The following is a 20,288-nucleotide window of genomic DNA, read 5'->3' on the forward strand; positions in this document are numbered from 1 at the left end:
GTTATGAAAATGAGACATTTGAAACTGTTGAAAAAAATCTTTATCGGCGGCTCCATTCTGCTTCCAGTATTTGCCGCACTCCTTGTGGTGCCTGTCACTGCAGCTTCCAGGATCATGGCTTCTGAAGACACCCAGATGATCTGAAAAAGTATTCGTTCACGAAGAAGGGGCGCCACATTCGCGGCGCCCCTTCTTCGCGGTAAAAAGGAGAAAAACTTATTGCTGCTGAGCAAGCCAGTCATTTAACTGATTCTGATATTCTTCAATAATTTTTGGAAGACCGGATTCATCCAGTTTCTTCAAGAATGCGTCATAATGATCCTGCTCAGCCACACCGGAGTCAATAGCCGGAAGATACTCGGCGATAACATTGGCAACGGCTGAAATTTCATTGGAAATAGCATTTGTATCACAGATAAAACCTAAGTAAGCGCTTGTCTGTGCATTTTCCATTTCTTCCAGGGCAATGTCACGGAAGTCTGCGGACTGTCCGTCCCAAGGAAGTACAAGGAACTGATTGCCGTAAATAAAATCACAGGTGTGGTAAGCGCAGTTGTTGGCATCCTGTCCGTCCATGAAATATGCCACGCCGTCTTTGACCTGATAATGCACGCCCTCAACACCCCATGCGAGAAGGTTGCAAATACGTGCATCGGTGTACATCATGTTCAGGAACTTAATAGCTGCTTCCGGTTCCTGAGAAGTCGTCGGAACGGTCCACACGAATTTAGATGTTGTTGATGTTGAAATCGGCATCGTTACCATCTTTACACAGGTCATCGGCATACCGCATGTAGCGGATTTGCTCACTTCAACACCAATTTCGCTCTGGGAAAAATAGGAAAATGCAGCGTTGGATTTTACCATTTCCTCAGCTTTGTCTGTCTGAGTTGTAACATCGCCGTAAACATATCCTTTTTCATACCAGTCATGCATAACTTCATACATCTTATGGTATTCTTCTGTAGCAAAGTTATTAACAATTGTCGGATCGCTTCCGTCAGGATTAATAGCAATAAACTTGTTTGTATCGCCAAGCTGATCATAGCATGTATCATCGGCAAAATTATTTTCTCCTACATAGGTTCCGCCCAGGGGCAAACATGTGCCGACAAGGTCAGAGGCAACAATACCGGCCAGATAATTCCACTTGTCGCTTTCTTTTACCGCCTGGAGAATCTCTTCATACTCTTCCAGAGTTGTCATGTTCTGAGCTTTTTCAAGAAGTCCAAGGTCTTCAAGAACATCTGTCCGCATAACGATATAATTGCTTGTCACAAGAGAACGGTACGTCGTTACGCCGTAAATCTTCCCATTAATCGTTGTCGCCTGAAGCAGTTCTTCACCGAGAGTATCAATAATTCCCTGGCCATACTCCTGGAGCAGTTCACTGATATCCATAAACTGATTCTGGGATACCATTGTAGTAAATCCTGCGGTTCCGGAAGGCATCGTTACCATTAAGTCAAAAGGCTCTGATGAGGACATTTTCAAATTAATCTGCTGAGCATAGTTGCCGGGCTCAAGCATTTCCAGTGTAACATGTGTGTTAATCTCCGGTTCCGTGATCTCATTGACCGCGTCTTCAACATCCTGAAGCCCCTGCGGAATCGGCCCCATAGACAAAATTGTCACCTTAATCTCGGCCATATCCTCCAGTGGCTCATCGGCCTCCCCGTTATCTGCGGCAGCGGCCTCACTTCCGCTCTCGCTCACAGCCCCGCTGTCAGATGCCGCGGTTGTCTCATTTCCCCCATTACCTGCGCCGGAAGCGGATTCATTGTTTCCACAGGCTGCCATGGACATTGCCAGACAGGCTGCCATTAATAATGCTGTTACTCTTCCTTTCATCACAAATAACCTCCCGTTATTCCTGTTTGTTTTAAGCAGCGGCCGCAGCTTTGTTATGTATTTATCATACCATCTGCGCCGCTGACCGTAAAATAGGAATACTCAATAAAGGTATCGGAAAAAACTATAAGATAACTTCTTTAACTTAGCACGGGGGTGTCTGTAAAATCATATTTTCCAATGGGTCTTATTCAAAAAAACAAACGCAAATTTCGCCATGCTTTACCGGCGATCCCGAAAATCTACAATAATCTTTCCATCAACTTCCCCGATCGTCTGATATTTATGATCCAGCCGATGATCCTGCTCTGGATAATCCTGGCGCTTAAACAGCCCCCGGCTCTCTCTGCGATTGATCGAAGTGATAAACACAATCCGGGCCGTTTCCATCATTTCAAGCACTTCCAGCACGCGGCAAAGTTCATGGGCATTAGAAGCGCCAAGCTCTGACAGAGAACAGTCTCTTAAAAGTCCCAGATAGTGAAGTCCGGCCCTGAGAATGCGGTCCGAACGCACATCATAGCCCGCATAGTCATGCATAATGCTCTGAAGCGTGCCGTTAGCCTCCCGCCATCCGGCTCCGCCGCTGCCCCTTTTTAAAATACCGTCAACCAACTCCAGACGCTGACATATACATGCATTACTCGCATCATCCCCGGACGTAAACTGTTCTCCGCCTGACATCTTTTTAATGTAGTCCGCAGCACTGCGGGCGGCAACCATGCCAAAAACAGCCGCCGCCGTAGAACTTCCACGGGTATTGCCTACCGCGTTTCCAGTGGCAAACAACCCTGGGATATTCGTTGACGCATCTGTGGATATTTCAATGCCGCGGGCATTAAGATCATTATTATAAGAATAAAATTCAATCATTTGTCTTTTCAGATCAACATTATATTGATCAATATAATCAACCACCGAAGCCAGTCCTTCGGAAGGAAATGAATCCAGCATATATTCCAGATCTTCATCGTCTGTGCGTGTGCAGTTCATATACACCGGCCCTGAACCGTCCTGATATTTATCCCTAAAAATTTCCGGCCACACATCCACAAGAATATCGCCATACTCCCTGGACGGTTTATCCATATATGGGCCAATGGGGCTGCCATTAATATCTGAAACCAGTCCGATCCAGCTTCCACGGCCGCCCCGCTGAAAATACTTTGGTCCCACATAAGGCGCTGGGATTTCCATATTAATCAGCCGGGCCCCGGCGCGGAAAGCCATGGCATGGCCACCGCCGGTAGCGGCAGGACAGCAAGAGGTATTAAAAAGGAATCCCGGATTCACCCCTGGATACATACGCGAAATAAGCCCTGTAGCAATAAGCACCGTGGGCGCGTCAAAAACGACAGCCTCCGGCACATCCTTTGAAATATCCAGTCCAAGGGCTCCACAGACTTGTCCGTTGGCGTTTTTTAGTATATCCGTCACTGTCATTTTATTCATAATTTCCACGCCACAGTTTAACGCCTTTTTTGTCAAAGCCGACTTAATATTATCACCTTTAATTTTTAAATAATATTTTTTCTGTCCGGGATATGTGTGGCCTTCAAAGCACCATGTACCGCTGGGACGCATATTGATCCCCCACTCTTCCCATTTCTGCACGATCTCAAAACTTCGGCCCATCCATACTCTCAACAGAGAAATATCCTGCCATTGGTCGCTTTCCAGGGTTCCAGCAATCTCCCGAAGTACAAATTCAAAATTTGTCCCGTGATATTCGGGAATATAACAGGCAAAATGGTCATTGCCGCTTCCGGCACAGCCTGAACGCCGTGTATCCGCCTTCTCTGCGACAACAACTCTCAGTCCCAGAGCCGCCGCCTCAATGGCTGCCTGCATACCGCCAACACCGCCGCCAATTACAAGAAAATCTGTCTGAATCCGTCTTTTTACCTGCATAGCGCCGCTCCCTTCCTCTTTTATTATTGCTGGAAGTCCGCCCCGCAGGGCGCTGCCAGCCTGACACCCTGCTGCCTGCAGCGGGGTATTGCCAAATCAGTAACCGTTCATCCCGCTGAACTGTTACTCCAAACAATAACTATTATAATATATCTCTTGAAACATTGAAAGTAAAATGATAAGATATCCTGAGATAGTTTATCCAAAGAACTGTGAATTTACTTATACTGCGGCAGCAAGGATAGAGGGGGAGAAGAATTTATGACTATCCGTCATTTAAAAATTTTTATTGAAGTCGCGGACAGCGGAAAGATGAGTATTGCGGCGTCTAAATTCTATATTTCTCAGCCTACGGTCAGTCAGATTATCCGTGAACTGGAGGAGCATTATCACACTCGTCTGTTTGAACGTATTTCACAAAAACTGTATATCACCCCCAACGGACAGACGCTTTTAAATAATGCCCGGAAAATCGTGGCAGACTTTGATGCTCTTGAAAAAAACATGTCCCGCTTAAACCAAAAAGCTCTTTTTCGTATTGGAATAAGTCATGTTATTGATGTAGAGCTTTTTTCTGAAGTCATGGACAGTCTGCATTTTCGCAGTCCGGACAGCGATTTTTCTGTCCGTTTTATCAGTGACACGGAAATCGAAGATCTCCTGCTGTCCTTTGATCTTGACGCTGGAATCATGGCCGGACCTACCAAAAGCAATGATCTGATCAATATTCCTCTCATTAACGATTACCTTGCTATTGTATGTCCATCGGGGCATCCGCTCTTTGAAAAACAATGTCTTGTTCCTGAAGATTTAAACGGACAGCGTTTTGCTCTGACCCAAAAGGGAGATTTTTCAAGGCACGCTCTTGACACGCTGACACATAACAGCCATATTGAGTACAAAAGTTTCTGGGAATCATCCAATATGGATTTTATCAAGGCCGCCGTTCTGAACCACAACTGTCTGTCACTTACATCAGTGCGGTCTTTTTCCCAGGAGGCTGCCCAGGGAATCGTTCATATTTATATGAGTATCGACAGTGGTTGGAATATGCCTATTAACCTTGTCTATCCCAAAAAGAAAGCGATTTCCGAGCCGTTAAAGCTCTTGCAGTATATTTTTTCCCATCTTCAGATTCCGGAAATTTCAGAGACGGATAATATCCGTACAATTAATCTTTAACAGAAACGAGGTATATTTATGTGGATCGCCGATCAATGGAAAGACTATGAAGTGATTGACACATCGGAGAAAGAAAAATTGGAGCGTTGGGGCACATACCTCCTTGTCCGCCCGGACCCTCAGGTTATTTGGAATACACAAAAAAAACATCCCGGATGGACACACATGAACGGCCACTATCACCGCAGCAGCCGCGGCGGAGGCCAGTGGGAATTTCACAAACTGCCCCAACAGTGGTCCATCCAGTATGAAAATCTGGGCCTGACTTTTCATTTAAAGCCTTTCAGCTTTAAACATACCGGTCTTTTCCCGGAGCAGGCCGCCAACTGGGAGTGGTTTTATAAAAAGATCAAAAACGCAGCCCGCCCGGTCAAAGTTTTAAATCTCTTTGCCTATACCGGCGGAGCTTCCTGCGCCGCCGCTGCTGCCGGCGCCTTTGTCACCCACGTGGATGCCTCAAAAGGCATGGTCTCCTGGGCCAAAGAAAACGCCCGCTCATCCAACATTCCCGATACATCCATCCGTTGGATCGTGGACGATTGTATGAAGTTTGTGGAACGTGAAATACGAAGGGGCAATACATACGACGGTATTATTATGGACCCGCCCTCTTACGGCCGGGGGCCCAAAGGGGAAATCTGGAAAATTGAAGATTCCATTTATCCATTTATCCAGCAATGCAGTCATCTTTTATGTCCAAACCCCCTGTTTTTCCTTGTAAACTCCTACACTACCGGGCTTCAGCCGGCAGTGCTGACCTACATGCTCTCATCTGTCCTTCTCCCCCAATATAAAGGCCGGGTTATTTCCGACGAAGTCGGACTTCCCGTAACTGAGAGCGGGCTGATCCTTCCATGTGGGGCCAGCGGCCGCTGGGAGCGATAACTCTGCGGCGATAACTGAATGTTATTTCCCACCTGGTCTTAAAGTTTACGCATAAAATATATTTTCATGGAAATCCTTCTTAGTGAAAAAATCTAACAGTTCAGCACGCCTATCCCTGATGGCTGAACTGTTACGAAAAATCATTAAGGAGGATTTCCCTTTGAAAGAGCAGAAACATTGTCCGGGAAAGGAGCCGTGGCCCCGCCCGGAATTTAACCTTGAAGACGAACCCGAAGAACTGATCAAAGAAAACTCCAGCTATGTTTCCGGCGGTAAATGCGCTCCCAACAACAACCCTTTCTGGGAAGACGGCGCCAACCCTCTGAGCAGTAAAGGAAATTAAAAGACGAAAGCACCCTGGGAAAATTTTCCCAGGGCACTTTTGTGTAAAACAGGAGGATATTTTAAAATCTCTTTCTGAAGTCTAAAGTCACCTGATCGCCGTGCTTTTCAATGGTCTGGAACTTGTCATTAAGAAGCATATTTGTGTAAGTATAATCCGCCCTTTTATGTGGAGGACGTGTTTCTTTCCGGTTCAGGGCCATGAGGAACATCGGCTCTCCAACATCCATGAGATCCAAAACCTCAAGGACACGCATAAATTCATGGGAATTTTCAGCGTAAAGCTGGTCATAGGCAGACTTTTTAAGTTGTCGCAGATAAGTCAGACCGGCGGTAAGCATCGCCTCCGAACGGATATTCAGTCCGCAGTAATCATTCATAATATTTTGAAGTGTGGAAGCCGCCTCTTTCCAGTAAGCGCCCTCGTTTCTGTCCATAATAGCGGAATACAATTCCTGCCGTTCTCTGATCAGAGGATGATCGCTCACGTCTTCATCTGCCACAGTTTTTACATACTCCGCAGCGCTCTCGGCGGCAACCATACCCATAACGGCTGCTCCGGCCAGATTGCCCTTCACATTGCCAACAACATTTCCTGCGGCGTACAGCCCAGGGACAGAGGACATAGCGTGGACATCAATATCAATACCCTGGGTTGAAAGGCCAATATTATAGGAACCAAACTCGATCATAGATTTGCGCAGATCAATATTATTCTGTTCCAAATTATCCGTAATAGAGTCAATACCTTCGCTGACAAAACCATCGTGAAGCATATAATCAAGATCCGCATCGCTTGTCCGTGTACAGTTCATATATGTAGGGCCTGTACCGGCCTGCATGCGGTCACGGTAAGATCCCGGCCATATATCCGACGCGATATCGCCGTTTTCTCTGGAAGGTTTATCCTGATAAGGAGTGATGCACTGGCCGTTAATATCGCTGGTCAGCCCAATCCATGTGCCTTTGCCGCCTCTGGCAAAATATCTTGGCCCCGCGTGGCCTCCTGCCATCTCAAGGTTTGCCAGACGTGCGCCGGCCCGGTAAGCCATGGCGTGTCCGTCACCGGTATTGGCCGGACATCCGGAATCATTAAACATATAGGCAGGTGTAATTCCCGGATAAAGGCGGGTGGCCGATCCGGCAGCGATAAGGACAGCCTTTGCCTGGAAGATCACCATTTCCGGTTCATCCTCAGAAATATCTACGCCGATGGCTCCAATCACCCTCCCCTCACTATTGACAAGAACATCTGTGAGAAGAGTTTTATTCATAATGACAGCACCGTTCTTCTTTGCGGCCGCCGTCAGGGCAGGCTTTTGATTATGCCCGTCAAATTTCAAATGATATTTCTGATTGCCCGGCATGGAATGTCCCTCAAAATTCCATTTACCGGTGGGACGCATATTAATGCCTAAAGATTCCCAGAGCTGAACAACCTCATAAGTCCTTGACAGCCACAGACGCAGCATGGTGGGATCCTGCCATGGACCGCCGTCAATGGTCTGATTCATCTGGCGGACAACAAGTTCAAAATCATCCCCGTGACATTCGGGAATGTAGCAGGCAAAATGGTCGTTTCCGTTGGCCCCGCAGCCAGAACGTCGGGTATCCGCCTTTTCAGCCACAACTACTTTTATTCCTTTTTGCGCAGCCGTATACGCTGCCTGCAGGCCGCTGATGCCTCCACCTGCAATTAAAAAATCGGTTTTTACAATACCCTCTCTGATTCTTACCGGCATCTTTTACCCCTCCTTTTGTACATCCATATGAAGCATTAAATGTGACAGCGGATAGCGCATCCGGATCGCATGCTGCCTGCAGTCTTTTTCACAGGCACGGCAATGCCAGCATTCATCAGGATATTTTACAATAACAGCTTTTTTATCATCGTTCTTGATCACTTTGATCACGTCCAGGGGACAGATCTGAGCGCAGTAGCCACACTGATTGCATTTCTGTTTATCAATAATCGGCGGCATACTTTCACCTCCCACATAATTTACTTAATTGTTGTTTATAGTATATCATTAATCATATTTATTTTAAAATAAAAAATAACCGATAGGGTTATCAGAAAATCCTATCGGTGTTACTGTTTATTTCGTGAACAGTAATATGCGCTTAAACCATGCAAAATTCGCTGCGCGAATGGTTTAAGCGCACCCCTGAATCACATTCTTACGCCGGAAACAGCAAGTGTTTCCGACTACCGTGAATAATATATATTTTTTTACCACTGTTTATTTTCAAAATGATCCGGGTCTGTGCCAAAACGCATATCTTTATTCAGTCCGTCCATCTGAGCCATGTCGGCAGAATCCAGTTCAAAATCGAATATGCTGCTGTTTTCTATGATCCGCTCCCTGTGGACAGATTTAGGAATCACGATCCAGTTTTCCTGAAGCTCCCAGCGAAGGATGATCTGAGCCGGCGTCTTATTGTATTTTTGAGCAAGCTGCCCGATGACCGGATCATTCAGCACCCGGCCGCGCCCCAAAGGAGACCATGCCTCCATGGCAATACTTAAATTATTACAGAAAGTCCGCAGCGGCTTCTGGCTTAAATAGGGATGGCACTCTACCTGATTGACTGCCGGCACCACAGTTGCCGCCGCCATGACCCGCATAAGGTGAGACATATGGCAGTTGCTCACGCCGATAGCCCGAACCCGCCCCTCTTTATAAATTTGTTCAAGAATCTTCCAGGACTGCTCCAGAGCCTGGGACACCGGCCAGTGGAGGAGGTATAAATCCACATAATCTGTCCCCAGATTTTTCAAGCTGCGCTCAAAGGCTTCCATCTGGGTCCCGTTTTTCATATCGTCGTTCCACAATTTCGTTGTAATAAAAATCTCCTCTCTGGGAATACCGCTTTCCCGGATAGCTTCTCCTACCTGGGCTTCATTTTTATACAAAGCTGCGGTGTCAATATGCCGGTACCCGGCTTCCAGGGCGTCCAGAACCGCCTGTTTGGTATCCTCGCCGGATTTATAGACCCCAAGGCCCAAAATTGGCATTTTCACTCCATTGTTAAGGGTTTTATACATGTCCATTATTTTTCCTCCTTTTCGCAGGTTCATACTTCTGCGCCGGTCTCCAGGCAGTTCCACGACAGGGCCGCCCCGTAATCTTTCAACCATTGCCGGCACTGCCGGTACTGGGGGCACAGAGTTTCCACCAGGTTCCAAAACCTTGGTGAATGGTTCATTTCTTTAAGATGGCACAGCTCATGGACAACGACATAATCCAAAATTCCCGGCGGAGCCATAATCAATTTCCAGTTAAGCCTCAGCTCGCCCTTGCTGTTGCAGCTCCCCCATCGGCTTTTCTGCTCCCGGACTATAACCTTTGATGGCAGCGCCCCAAAAATCTGTCCGTAATACTGTACCCGCTGTTCCATAAGTTTTAGAGCGTTCTCCCTGTACCATTTAAGCACCGCCATTTCCAGGACTGCCCCGTGGATTGCAGGAGTCTCAATGACAAACTCATCTTCTGTAAGATCAACACAAACATTTTTCATGGCAGGATCATAGCGGATATACAAAGGGTAAGTCCGTCCCAGATATAGAAATGGTTCTCCCTGGGCAAATCGGTGGGTAATCTTTAAAGCGTCTCCTCTGCGGGCCAGATCTGCCTTTTCCCGGATCCATGGGGATTTTCCCAGCACAGCCTCCCGAATCTGACTTCTTGAAACCCAGGCCGGAGCTTTGACCAGAACCTGTCCGCCTTCGCCGATATGTATGCCAAGAGTTTTCCGAGATGAACGAACAATATCAAAATCAATCCTCCCTTTGTCATCTGTAACAAAATCCGATACTCTGCGGCTGGATACGCCTCCTTTTTCCATCACAGGATCTCAACCTGGCACATGGCCATGGCTTTGAGGGCAGTCTCATGGCTCTGGGGCGTGACCCCCGCGCAGCAGCTTCCGTCAACAAGAATCTTTGTATCCGGAAGGACAGACTTGAGTAAAAGGGCGTTGGATATGACACAGATATCTGTACACAGGCCCACCAGTTCAATAGCGTCAATGGGTGCCACTTTCTGTATACCGTTTAAAAATCCGGCCAGTGCCATGGATCCAAATGTGGGCTTATCAAAGATCATACTGTGATTTTCCTGGACAAGAGCCTGGATATCTCTGTGAAGTTCCCAACCTTTTGTGCCTGCAATACAGTGTTTTACAGGGAGTTTTTTCCCTTCCAGCGTCTCCAGATAGTTTTCCTGATGGGTGTCTCTTGTGTAAAACACCTGACCTTTAAATTTTTTAATTTTTTCCAACACTTTAGGGACAATAGCCGCAGCCTCCTTAGTCCCCAGCGCCCCGTCAATAAAATCGTTCTGCATATCTACGACCACAAGCATTTTACTCATAATGATCCCTCCTGTTTAAGACTCCTGGGAGTCTTCCAATATCTGATAAATATTTACAGAAACATTTCAACAATGTATACAGCAGCAATGGCCGCCACAGCTACAACCACAAGACTTTTCCTGAAATATCCCAGGCATATGGCCACAATGGCTCCCACTGCCGCCGATACCGTATGACCAGTGGAATAAAAAATATCGGGGAAAGTCAAGGCTCCCAGCACCGCGTAGGGGGTATAATCAAGGAATGACCGCCAAAAGCGGGACTTAATTTTTTTCCTGAACACTGTAACAGGAAGCACTCTTGGAATATAAGTAACCAGCGCCATCACGGCGATACAAATCATGATCCTCTCAGTACTCATAGTCCGCCTCCTCCTTTGGGAACAGCCACGCGCCTATCGCCGCAGCAGTCACAGTGGCGATGATTATGCGAAATCCCGATGAAATAAAGGAAAGCAGCGGCACATATTTAAACATACATGTAATGGTCACCGCCATGACAATGATCAGAAGTATTTTAAAAGAATCCCTGGCCGCCGGCACGATCAGGGCAATAAACATGGCATAAAGGGCGATGCCCATGGCATTTTGCAAAGCCTCCGGCAAAAGGTTTGAAATACAGCATCCACATATTGTTCCCAGATTCCATCCCACAATGGGGAGAAGGATCAATCCAAACATATAGCCGGCTTTTATGGGGCCTTTTTTCATGGAAGCTATGACAAAGGTCTCATCGGTAATACCAAAAGCAAAAATAAGGCGCTTCCACAATGGAATGGCCTTCTCGATCTTTTGAGACAATGCCAGAGACATAAGCATATATCTTAAATTAATGACAAAAGTGGTCAAGGCAATCTCTCCATAACCTGCCCCGGCAATCATCAGATTCATTCCCGCAAACTGACCGGCACTAGTGAGATTGGTCAGGGATATAAAAATCCCCACCCACACGTCAAGCCCGCCGGCCACTGCCAAAAATCCGAAAGTAAACGACACGGGAAAATAACCGATACCGATAGGCAGGCCGCCCTTTAAGCCCTCTTTAAACGCGCTCTGCATTTTTTCTCTCTCCTGCTTGCTTATATATGAAAATCCGTTTCACAGCAGAGGCGGAAAAGACTGCTTTTAGTCCTTTCCGCCTGCCCCGATCCGTCTCACAGCGACAGCCCGTAATCTTTGAAACGCACTGCCATATGGGCTTTTATAGCGGCCACACAGCCGTCAAAGCCCAGCTTGCTGCTGTCTAAGCACAGATCATAATTTCTCGCGTCATACCAGTTATGACCTGTGTGATATTTATAATAATCCCCTCGGTATTTATCTGTCTTTTCGATAAATTTCTCCATCTCCCTGAGGGTCATGCTGTTGCGCTCCATGGCTCTCGCCAGACAAAACTCTTTGGAACCATGGACAAAAATGCTCAGGCAATTGTCGTAGTCTTTAAGCACAAAATCCGCGCATCGTCCGATGATGACACAGTTTTCCTGCTCCGCCAGCTCTTTAATAATCTTAGCCTGGTAATTAAAAAGATTATCGTCTGAGACAAAATCATCGCTCTCCGGCGTCAGAAGGCCGCCATCATAAATATTTCTCACGTTGGCCAGCTTCTGCAAAAAAGTCCGGCGCACACTCTCATCCACCTGGCCGAAAAGCTTCTCGTTAATTCCGCTGTCCTCAGAGGCCATTCGGATCAGTTCATAGCCATAACAGTTAAAGCCAAGATCCTTTGCCAGCATACGTCCCACCGTCTTTCCGCCGCTTCCGTACTGGCGGGCAATGGTGATCACTATATTACGTTTTTCCATGACAGATCCCCCTTGTTACTCTCCAAGATAAGCTTTTTTCACAGATTCATCGTTCATAAGTTCTTTGGCGTCACCACTTAAAGTGATCTTCCCTGTTTCCAGGACATAGGCACGGTCCGCAATGGAGAGTGCTTTTTTCGCGTTCTGCTCTACTAAAAGCACCGTGGTTCCTCCTTTGCTGACCTCCTGGATAATATCAAAAATCTCATTGACAAAAATCGGCGAGAGCCCCATAGACGGCTCGTCCATGAGAATAATCCTTGGACGGCTCATAAGAGCCCGCCCCATGGCAAGCATCTGCTGCTCGCCGCCGCTTAAAGTACCGGCAAGCTGGCCTCTGCGCTCTTTCAGTCTGGGAAAGCGCTTGTAGATCATCTCCAGGGATTCCTCGATTTCCTTTTTATCTTTGCGGGTGTAGGCACCAAGTTTCAGGTTCTCAAGCACCGTCAGATCAGCAAATACCCGGCGGCCTTCCGGTACATGGGCGATCCCTTTGGACACGATCTTGTGTCCGGGAAGTTTTGTGATCTCCTGTCCCTCAAAAAATACATGTCCGCTTTTGGCCTGGATCAGGCCGGTGATGGTGTGGAGAATGGTCGTCTTTCCGGCGCCGTTGGCTCCGATAAGGGCAATAACCTCCCCCTCGCCTACTTCAAAGGAAACGCCTTTAATGGCCTGAATGACCCCGTAAAACACTTCCAGATCTTTGATTTCAAGCATTGCCATACGTTTTCCCTCCTATTCGCCAAGATAAGCTTTGACCACTCTAGGGTCATTTAAAACATCCCCGGTCTTTCCCTGGGCAAGTACTGTGCCGAAATTTAATACCGTCACTTCCTCACAGATCCCTGACACAAGCTTCATATCATGTTCGATGAGAAGAATAGTCATTTTAAACTTTTCCCGAACAAACTGGATGGTCTTCATCAGTTCCTCCGTCTCGTTGGGATTCATGCCCGCTGCGGGCTCATCCAAAAGCAAAAGTTTCGGTTCTGTGGCCAGGGCTCTGGCGATTTCCAGTTTTCTCTGCTTTCCATAGGGCAGATTGGCAGCCATGTTCCCGGCTTCTTTATCCAGGTCAAACACCTTTAAAAGCTCCATAGCCCGCTCATCCATGGATTTTTCCACCTTCCGGTATCCGGGCAGGCGCAGTATTCCGGTAAAAAGATTATATTTAAAATGATTATGAAGGCCAATCTTTACATTATCCATAACAGACATATTTTTAAAGAGACGGATGTTCTGAAAGGTACGGGCGATGCCCGCCTTATTGATCTCCACCGTCTTTTTTCCCACAAGATTCTGGCCATCCAGGGTAATAATCCCCTCTGTTGGACGGTACACCCCGGTGAGAAGATTGAACACCGTAGTTTTTCCGGCACCATTTGGGCCGATGAGGCCATAAAGCTGGCCCTGGTCAATAGTCATATCCAGGCTGTCCACAGCCCTGAGGCCGCCAAAGGAAATGCCCAGATTACGAACTTCCAACAATGCCATAATTTAAGCCTCCTTTGAAACTTTGGCCGCCTGACGCCGGGCCATCAGTTTTTCTTTAAATTTTGAATTGTTAAACAGCATCATAACGATCAGCACAATAGAGTATACAAGCATACGGTAATCCGCCACGCCTCTGAGCAACTCCGGCAGAAGTGTCAGAATCACCGCAGCGATAATGGAACCGCGGATGCTTCCCATGCCGCCGAGGACAACCATAACAAGGATCTCAATGGATGTGTTATAATCAAAATTGCCCGGCTTTAAAATACTGATATTATGAGCGTAGACCACACCGGCCACGCCGGCGAAAAAGGCTGAAATGACAAAAGCCATAACCTTATATTTGCTCACCTTGATCCCCGCAGCCTCGGCAGCAATGTAATTATCCCGGATAGCACAGATTGCCCGGCCCTGTCTGGACTTCACCAGATTGGAAACCACCACAACGACAATAAGCGTCAGGATAAACACAAGGGTGAAATTCCGGTAAGAAGTCATCAGCGGAATACCTGAAAGGCCGCTGGCTCCTCCCGTGATCCCCAGAGTATTAAAAACAGACTTGATGATCTCACCGAAACCAAGGGTCACAATGGCCAGATAGTCACCGCGAAGGCGCAATACCGGCACACCAATGATCACGCCGGCGAGAGCCGCCACAACGCCGCCCACAACAAGGCCGACAGCCAGGGAAAGCCACCCCGGCAGGGGAAGGTTCATAGATACCAGAGCCCCTGAGTAGGCCCCCACAGACATAAATGCCGCATGGCCCAGGGTCAGCTCACCTAAAAACCCGACAATAAGGCACAGGGAAACCGCCATCATCACATTGGTGCATACAGGAACGATCATGGACAATAGCTGACGCCCTACCCATCCAAACTGGATGGCCAGCATCACCAGAACGTAGATAACAACAGCGATCCCGATATTGATCAATAATTTCTGATATTTCTTCACCGCGATCACCTACACTTTCTCGATCCGGATCTTACCCAGCAGACCGGACGGCTTTACAAGAAGAACAACAACCAGCACGCCGAATACAATAGCGTCTGAGAGCTGTGTTGAAATGTACGCTTTGGAAAGACTTTCAATGATGCCAAGGACAATACCGCCAAGCATCGCTCCCGGAACGCTTCCGATACCGCCAAGCACCGCCGCCACAAACGCCTTAATACCGGGAAGAGCCCCCAGGGTGGGCTGAAGAGACTCGTACTGGCAGATAAACAGAAGTCCGGCTACTGCCGCCAGGGCAGAACCGATGGCAAATGTCAGGGAAATGGTCCCGTTGACGCTGATGCCCATAAGCTCCGCAGCGCCTTTATCTTCAGACACGGCCCGCATGGCACGGCCTGCCTTTGTCTTATTAATAAATAACGTTAATAAGATCATGGAAATGGTTGTCACCACTAAAGTAACAATAGTGATCCCCGAAATGTGGATTCCGGCAATCTGTACCGACGGCACCCGAATAATAGAGCCAAAAGGTATAGGTGTTGCCTTAAAGATCAGCAGCGCCAGGTTTTGCAAAAGGAAGCTGACGCCAATGGCTGTGATCAGCACAGCTAAAGGCTGCGCGTTGCGCAAAGGTTTGTATGCCACTTTTTCGATAACCACACCAAGTACCGCACACACGATAATGGACAAAATAACCGCTACCGCCGCAGGCAGACCAAGGATACCGTAAAAGACATACAAAGAATACGCGCCGACCATAATAATATCCCCGTGGGCAAAATTGATCATCTTGGCAATACCATACACCATCGTATAGCCAAGGGCGATCAGCGCGTAAATACTTCCGGTACGAAGACCGTTGATCAATTGTTCGACAATGTTAATAACTAAATCCATCGCCCTCCGCCTTTCTTTGTATTCTACAGACTGTTAGTTTTAGAAGCGCCCGCGCGCCGGCGCGGGCCTTTGTTCAGCTTTTGCTGACATTTCAAGACTCTCTCGCAAGTCTTGGCGCGGGATTTTGGACCGCGATCGCAGACATCTCACGTCTGATATTGATATTATCGGATAAATACCATAAAAAAGCAACTATTTTTGTTATATTACTTCGGCCGTCTTTACTATTCATGGAGTGTTATTTAAGCATTAAGAAGCCCTGTTTTCTCTGTAACAAAAAGGCGGCGCCAAGCGGCGCCGCCCTCTGGACTTGTGTATATCAAAAGTTATTCCGCAGTTGTCTCTTCCCCGCCGTTTTCACCGTAAATAGTGTAAGCGCCGTCCGAAATCTGGATAAACTTGGCATCTTTATTAGGTTCACCGTTCTCATCGAAGGAAAGCCCTGCACCTGTCAGTCCGTCGATCTGTACCTGGTGCATTGCCGAAATCAGAGCGTCGCTGTCAATACTTCCGGCCTGCTCCATGGCAGCTTTAATCACATAAACAGCGTCGTAGGCGTCCGCAGCAAACTGATCCGGAGTGGAGCCGTAATTTTCTTCATAAGTGCTGACAAAACCGGATGTCATTTCATCGGTGGCCGCTGAGAAGAAAGAGCTTAAAAATACTGCGCCCTCCACAGTCGCCGGATCGGTCACTGTTTCAAGTACGCCGTCCCAGCCATCGCTTCCAAGAAAAGGAATCTCCAGTCCCATATCCGCAGCCTGCTTTGTAATATATGTGGCAGCCTGATAGTAACCGCACACAACGATCACATCGGCGTTTGTGCCCTTAATCTTTGTAAGCTGTGTATTAAAATCCACATCAGCATCGGCAAAAGCCTCATTAGCTACAATCGTTGCCCCAAGTTCTTCAGCTTTAGACACAAGACCATCCCGGATACCTGTACCATAATCGCTGGAATTGCTGTATAAAACGGCAATGTTCTGAGCGCCCATCTCATTAACAGCGAAATCTGCCAGTGTCTCGCCCTGAAGTGTATCTGTAAAGCAGATACGGAATGCATTGGGGTTCTTTACGCAGTCTACACCGGAGCCGGATGGTGTGACTACGAGAAGGTTATCCTGGTTGGAAATATCGGCGATAGCCATGCAGCACCCTGTTGTTGTGGCACCCACCAACGCGTTAATATTCTGATCCATAAGGCTGTTGTAAGCACTCACCGCTTTGTCCTCAGTAGCTTCGTCATCGGCAAAAACCATTTTCAGAGAATACGTTGTATCTCCGGCGGTCACACCGCCTGCGGCGTTGATCTCGTTCACTGCCACTTCAATGCCCTGGCGCACAGAAATACCATAAGACGCTGCAGACCCGGTCAGGGGCCCCATACCACCTACAATAAACTCTGCTGTAGCGCCTGCTGCCCCAGCCTGGCTTTCACTTCCGGAAGCCGCAGCCTGACTGTCTGAACCCGCACTTTCCCCGCATGCTGCTAAAGACAACACCATCGCCGCAGTAAGGCCGGCACATAAAAACTTTCTTTTCATCCTCAAATTCCTCCTTTAGCCGGAAATATCGGCTGACTTTTTTCATTTATTTTGAATTATGTCTGTCCTCCGCTGTCAAATGTCTGTCTCATATCATACTGCCTTTTATGATTTTTGTCAACGCCACAGCCAGAGATTTATGTTAATTTTGTAATAGTTCATCACTTAAACGCAGCGCAGTGTCTGGTGCGGATTCCTCTGTTCTCATCGTTCATGGCCATCCTACCATTTAATATACAAACATTATCCGTCTATTGCCAGCCCTCTTTTTATCTGATATACTGTAATTACTGCAAACAGTTTACTTTTCACAGAATAAACAGTAACCTGAGTATGCCGTCTACGGTCGGCATTCAATTAACGAAAAGGAGAATCTATTATGGAAAATTATCTCATCAGCGGTCTTGCCCACATCGGCGTATTCACAACAGACGCCAAAAAGTGCGCCCAGTTTTATGAAAAACATCTGGGCTTCCGCCCCTACTACAGCTATGAGGCCAATGGTCTTCACCTGGAATTTGTGGAATGCGGTCGCTGTATTATCGAATTTGTGGAGAACGAAGGCTGCGGCCATACCGGCACCGTAGACCACATCGCCCTTGAGGTTCAGGGAATCGAAGCCCTTGTTGAAAAGCTGAAATCCGAGGGAATCACCTTTGAGACCGAAGAGATCACTAAGATGCCGGACTTTTATCCCAACGGCGTAAAGAACATTTTCTTCAGAGGGCCAGCCGGCGAGCGCATTGAGCTTTTTGACTATTCCCGCTAAAGAGAAAAAGGGATATGATGAAATATTATTTTATCCTTAATCCCAATGCCCGGACGGGCAAAGGCCAAAAGATCTGGAAAGATAAGCTTTTGCCCGCTCTTCGTGCTTCCCGCCGCCCATGGAAAGTCTTTTACACCCATTTCCCCGGACACTGTACTCAGATCGTGGAGCAGCTTACTCGTCCGGGCGGCTCTCCCGTGACTATTGTCATTCTGGGCGGCGACGGCACCCTCAATGAAGCGGTCAATGGCATCAAGGACTTTAGCCGGGTGTCTTTAGGCTATATTCCTCTGGGTTCCAGTAACGACTTTTCCAGGGGCATGGAACAAAAAGGGGCCGATCCGGCACAGACCCTTCACAATATTTTACGTAAAAAGCATGAGGTTTGGCTGGATTACGGCGTTGTCAAGGCGCCAGGAACAAAGGAACAGCGCTTCATTGTCAGCAGCGGTATCGGTTTTGACGCCTACGTTACCGATGATGCTCTCCACTCTCCCATAAAAAATGTTCTCAACGCTTTCCATCTTGGGAAACTGACCTATGCGGTCATCTCTTTAAAGCAGTTATTCCGCATCCGTCTTCAAAAAGCTTCCATAACCGTGGACGGGAAAACCATGGATTTTAAGCGTTTCTACTTTGCTTCTTCCCACAATCTTCCCTATGAAGGCGGCGGCTTTAAATTCACCCCAAAAGCTTCCCCCTGTGATGGAAAGCTGGATATATGTGTGATCTATAATTTCTTCAAAGGGATTATCCCTGTACTTCTCCCCACAGCTTTTTTGGGAATACATCCCATATTCCACGGCGTAAAAATACTTAGGGGCAAAGATATACATGTATCCCTGGAAAGGCCCTACCCTGTACATACAGACGGGGAGACTTACCGCCCTCAGACGGATATCCACATCTGGTGCGAGGCCGGCAAGATCCATTTTATATATTAAAAAAACCGGCAAAGCCGGATTCTTTAAAAATTATAGGAAACGTCATAATAATTTTTATTATGACGTTTCCTGCGCCAAGACCCGCAAGCGGGTCTTAAATTATTCATCTTCATTTCTGGCAATATCCCCTGTCATAGCCTGGGCAGCCCCCAAAAGATCTTCCGGGGCCATAAGCAGAGTGGAACCGATGCGGCCTCCGCTGACAGCCACCTCTCTAAAATTTAAAATCCGGCTGTCCATCACTGTTTTATAGTGCTTCTTCATGCCTAAAGGGCTGCAGCCGCCCCTAACATAACCGGTCACCGCCAGAAGATCCCGGACATGAAGCATCTCCACGGACTTCTCACCCACAGCCTTCGCGGCGGCTTTCAAATCCAGCTCCATAGCTACCGGAATGACAAAAACATAGTATTCGCCCTTCCGACCATGGGTGACCAGTGTTTTAAAGGACCGCTCTATCTCTATTCCTGTTTTATCCGCCACCGCCATGCCGTCTGTAAACTCATCGCATTCATACTGGACAACTTTATAGGGGATCTTCTTTTTATCCAGAAAACGCATGGCATTGGTCTTGACCTCTTTTTCCCTGGACATATTTTAAGACACCTTCACTGTTTTAGCCCACTCCAAGAAGTCGCTCTGAAGCTGGTCATAGTTTTTCGTTTCACAGAAAAACTGAATCAGCCAGAAGGCGTCGCTGCCCTCAAAAACTGTGGCGTAATAGGTAAAATCCTGACTGTCCACACTGTTTTCATATACAAAATACTTGATCCCGTCAGCCTCCTGAAGCTGGACACTCAGGCTGTTGGCGTCAATAACGGTCTGTCCGTACTCATCCAAAGTCATATCTGCGGAAAGTCCCGCATTCTCAAGTGTTGAAAAATCTTCCTTTAATGCGACAACGCCGGCAGTGTTGGACAGATAATAAGCTGTAGCTCCGTTGGCCTGAGATGCGTCCTGTTCTTTGAAACTTCCGGGCAGTGTCATTGTCATGCCCACCCCGGTGTCAAACTCCTTGGCAGACGCCGAGCATCCGCTTACAATGCCTATCACACACAGGCAGGCGCACAGCAGCGCTAACAATCTTTTCATTTTGAGTCCCTCCTGATTCTTTTAATGATGTTAATTCAACTATACCCCGGTCCCTTCCCCCTGTCAACCCTAAAGAAGCGGGGAAACACAGGGAAAATACCGCTGTCCATCCTCCCCTTCGATAAAATAAAAGGGCACTGGAATTTTGTTATAAAATCCTTTAAACTTAAATGGAGATCATTTAGTCAATTTCCCCGCTGGAAGCAACGAAGCCGCTTGGCTCAATGCCCGCGGGA

The 20,288-nt window shown here is 47.5% G+C and carries 23 protein-coding genes; 6 read left to right on the top strand and 17 right to left on the bottom strand.

Annotation, left to right across the window (positions count from 1 at the left end):
• The first annotated feature begins 3 nt into the window (after positions 1-3).
• On the top strand, positions 4-144 hold the full coding sequence (locus tag HNP82_RS14730) for a hypothetical protein (protein WP_183775938.1): 141 nt from the start codon (positions 4-6) through the stop codon (positions 142-144).
• A gap of 72 nt (positions 145-216) precedes the next feature.
• Here HNP82_RS14730 and HNP82_RS14735 read toward each other — a convergent pair whose 3' ends face one another.
• Both HNP82_RS14735 and HNP82_RS14740 read right to left on the bottom strand, forming a co-directional pair.
• Entirely contained in the window at positions 217-1,851 is a 1,635-nt protein-coding gene (locus tag HNP82_RS14735) for an extracellular solute-binding protein (RefSeq protein WP_183775940.1), read from the bottom strand.
• A 222-nt stretch (positions 1,852-2,073) separates the two neighbouring features.
• Positions 2,074-3,762, bottom strand: a complete 1,689-nt coding sequence (locus HNP82_RS14740; RefSeq protein WP_183775942.1) for an FAD-binding protein — start codon at positions 3,760-3,762, stop codon at positions 2,074-2,076.
• Positions 3,763-4,023: 261 nt separating this feature from the next.
• Between HNP82_RS14740 and HNP82_RS14745 the strand changes: the two genes are divergently transcribed.
• From HNP82_RS14745 to HNP82_RS14755, 3 genes are all read left to right on the top strand, one after another.
• On the top strand, positions 4,024-4,944 hold the full coding sequence (locus tag HNP82_RS14745; protein ID WP_183775944.1) for a LysR family transcriptional regulator: 921 nt from the start codon (positions 4,024-4,026) through the stop codon (positions 4,942-4,944).
• Between the two features lie 18 nt (positions 4,945-4,962).
• The gene (locus tag HNP82_RS14750; protein ID WP_183775946.1) at positions 4,963-5,829 is read left to right on the top strand and encodes a class I SAM-dependent methyltransferase; all 867 of its coding nucleotides are present in this window, start codon (positions 4,963-4,965) and stop codon (positions 5,827-5,829) included.
• Positions 5,830-5,989: 160 nt separating this feature from the next.
• Entirely contained in the window at positions 5,990-6,172 is a 183-nt protein-coding gene (locus HNP82_RS14755; protein WP_183775948.1) for a hypothetical protein, read from the top strand.
• 61 nt (positions 6,173-6,233) lie between these two features.
• Here the strand turns inward: HNP82_RS14755 and HNP82_RS14760 are convergent, their stop codons facing one another.
• The 13 genes from HNP82_RS14760 to HNP82_RS14820 form a co-directional block, all read right to left on the bottom strand.
• A complete protein-coding gene (locus tag HNP82_RS14760) occupies positions 6,234-7,913 on the bottom strand; it encodes an FAD-binding protein (protein ID WP_183775950.1) in 1,680 nt (559 codons plus the stop codon).
• A gap of 3 nt (positions 7,914-7,916) precedes the next feature.
• Entirely contained in the window at positions 7,917-8,153 is a 237-nt protein-coding gene (locus tag HNP82_RS14765; protein ID WP_183775951.1) for a 4Fe-4S dicluster domain-containing protein, read from the bottom strand.
• A 251-nt stretch (positions 8,154-8,404) separates the two neighbouring features.
• Positions 8,405-9,226 (bottom strand): aldo/keto reductase, encoded by an 822-nt coding sequence (locus HNP82_RS14770; protein ID WP_183775953.1) that lies wholly within the window; start codon positions 9,224-9,226, stop codon positions 8,405-8,407.
• 23 nt (positions 9,227-9,249) lie between these two features.
• Positions 9,250-10,020 (bottom strand): M48 family metallopeptidase, encoded by a 771-nt coding sequence (locus tag HNP82_RS14775; RefSeq protein WP_243164792.1) that lies wholly within the window; start codon positions 10,018-10,020, stop codon positions 9,250-9,252.
• Entirely contained in the window at positions 10,020-10,547 is a 528-nt protein-coding gene (locus HNP82_RS14780; protein ID WP_183775957.1) for a cysteine hydrolase family protein, read from the bottom strand. The genes HNP82_RS14775 and HNP82_RS14780 overlap by 1 nt, the downstream gene beginning before the upstream one ends.
• Before the next feature lie 53 nt (positions 10,548-10,600).
• Entirely contained in the window at positions 10,601-10,909 is a 309-nt protein-coding gene (locus tag HNP82_RS14785; RefSeq protein ID WP_183775958.1) for an AzlD domain-containing protein, read from the bottom strand.
• Positions 10,899-11,606 (bottom strand): AzlC family ABC transporter permease, encoded by a 708-nt coding sequence (locus HNP82_RS14790; RefSeq protein WP_183775960.1) that lies wholly within the window; start codon positions 11,604-11,606, stop codon positions 10,899-10,901. Before HNP82_RS14790 ends, HNP82_RS14785 begins: the two co-directional genes overlap by 11 nt.
• Before the next feature lie 95 nt (positions 11,607-11,701).
• On the bottom strand, positions 11,702-12,352 hold the full coding sequence (locus tag HNP82_RS14795; protein WP_183775962.1) for a cytidylate kinase-like family protein: 651 nt from the start codon (positions 12,350-12,352) through the stop codon (positions 11,702-11,704).
• Positions 12,353-12,367: 15 nt separating this feature from the next.
• Positions 12,368-13,078, bottom strand: a complete 711-nt coding sequence (locus HNP82_RS14800; protein WP_183775964.1) for an ABC transporter ATP-binding protein — start codon at positions 13,076-13,078, stop codon at positions 12,368-12,370.
• A 12-nt stretch (positions 13,079-13,090) separates the two neighbouring features.
• Entirely contained in the window at positions 13,091-13,849 is a 759-nt protein-coding gene (locus HNP82_RS14805; protein WP_183775966.1) for an ABC transporter ATP-binding protein, read from the bottom strand.
• Between the two features lie 3 nt (positions 13,850-13,852).
• Positions 13,853-14,743 carry a branched-chain amino acid ABC transporter permease gene (locus HNP82_RS14810; RefSeq protein ID WP_183776041.1) on the bottom strand — a complete coding sequence of 297 codons (891 nt, stop codon included), beginning with the start codon at positions 14,741-14,743 and terminating at the stop codon, positions 13,853-13,855.
• Between the two features lie 72 nt (positions 14,744-14,815).
• Positions 14,816-15,703, bottom strand: coding sequence for a branched-chain amino acid ABC transporter permease (locus HNP82_RS14815; protein ID WP_183775968.1), 888 nt, complete (start codon positions 15,701-15,703; stop codon positions 14,816-14,818).
• A 326-nt stretch (positions 15,704-16,029) separates the two neighbouring features.
• Positions 16,030-17,247 (bottom strand): ABC transporter substrate-binding protein, encoded by a 1,218-nt coding sequence (locus HNP82_RS14820; RefSeq protein WP_183775970.1) that lies wholly within the window; start codon positions 17,245-17,247, stop codon positions 16,030-16,032.
• Between the two features lie 379 nt (positions 17,248-17,626).
• Between HNP82_RS14820 and HNP82_RS14825 the strand changes: the two genes are divergently transcribed.
• Both HNP82_RS14825 and HNP82_RS14830 read left to right on the top strand, forming a co-directional pair.
• Positions 17,627-18,016, top strand: coding sequence for a VOC family protein (locus HNP82_RS14825; RefSeq protein WP_183775972.1), 390 nt, complete (start codon positions 17,627-17,629; stop codon positions 18,014-18,016).
• Between the two features lie 14 nt (positions 18,017-18,030).
• Positions 18,031-18,960 (top strand): diacylglycerol/lipid kinase family protein, encoded by a 930-nt coding sequence (locus tag HNP82_RS14830; protein WP_183775974.1) that lies wholly within the window; start codon positions 18,031-18,033, stop codon positions 18,958-18,960.
• A gap of 99 nt (positions 18,961-19,059) precedes the next feature.
• On the opposite strand, the gene ybaK is transcribed toward HNP82_RS14830, so the two are convergent.
• Positions 19,060-19,554 carry a Cys-tRNA(Pro) deacylase gene (gene ybaK / locus HNP82_RS14835; RefSeq protein WP_183775976.1) on the bottom strand — a complete coding sequence of 165 codons (495 nt, stop codon included), beginning with the start codon at positions 19,552-19,554 and terminating at the stop codon, positions 19,060-19,062.
• Positions 19,555-19,557: 3 nt separating this feature from the next.
• Entirely contained in the window at positions 19,558-20,052 is a 495-nt protein-coding gene (locus HNP82_RS14840) for a hypothetical protein (RefSeq protein ID WP_183775977.1), read from the bottom strand.
• Positions 20,053-20,288: the final 236 nt, after the last annotated feature.

The sequence above is a fragment of the Catenibacillus scindens genome (assembly GCF_014202115.1).
GTDB lineage: Bacteria > Bacillota > Clostridia > Lachnospirales > Lachnospiraceae > Catenibacillus > Catenibacillus scindens.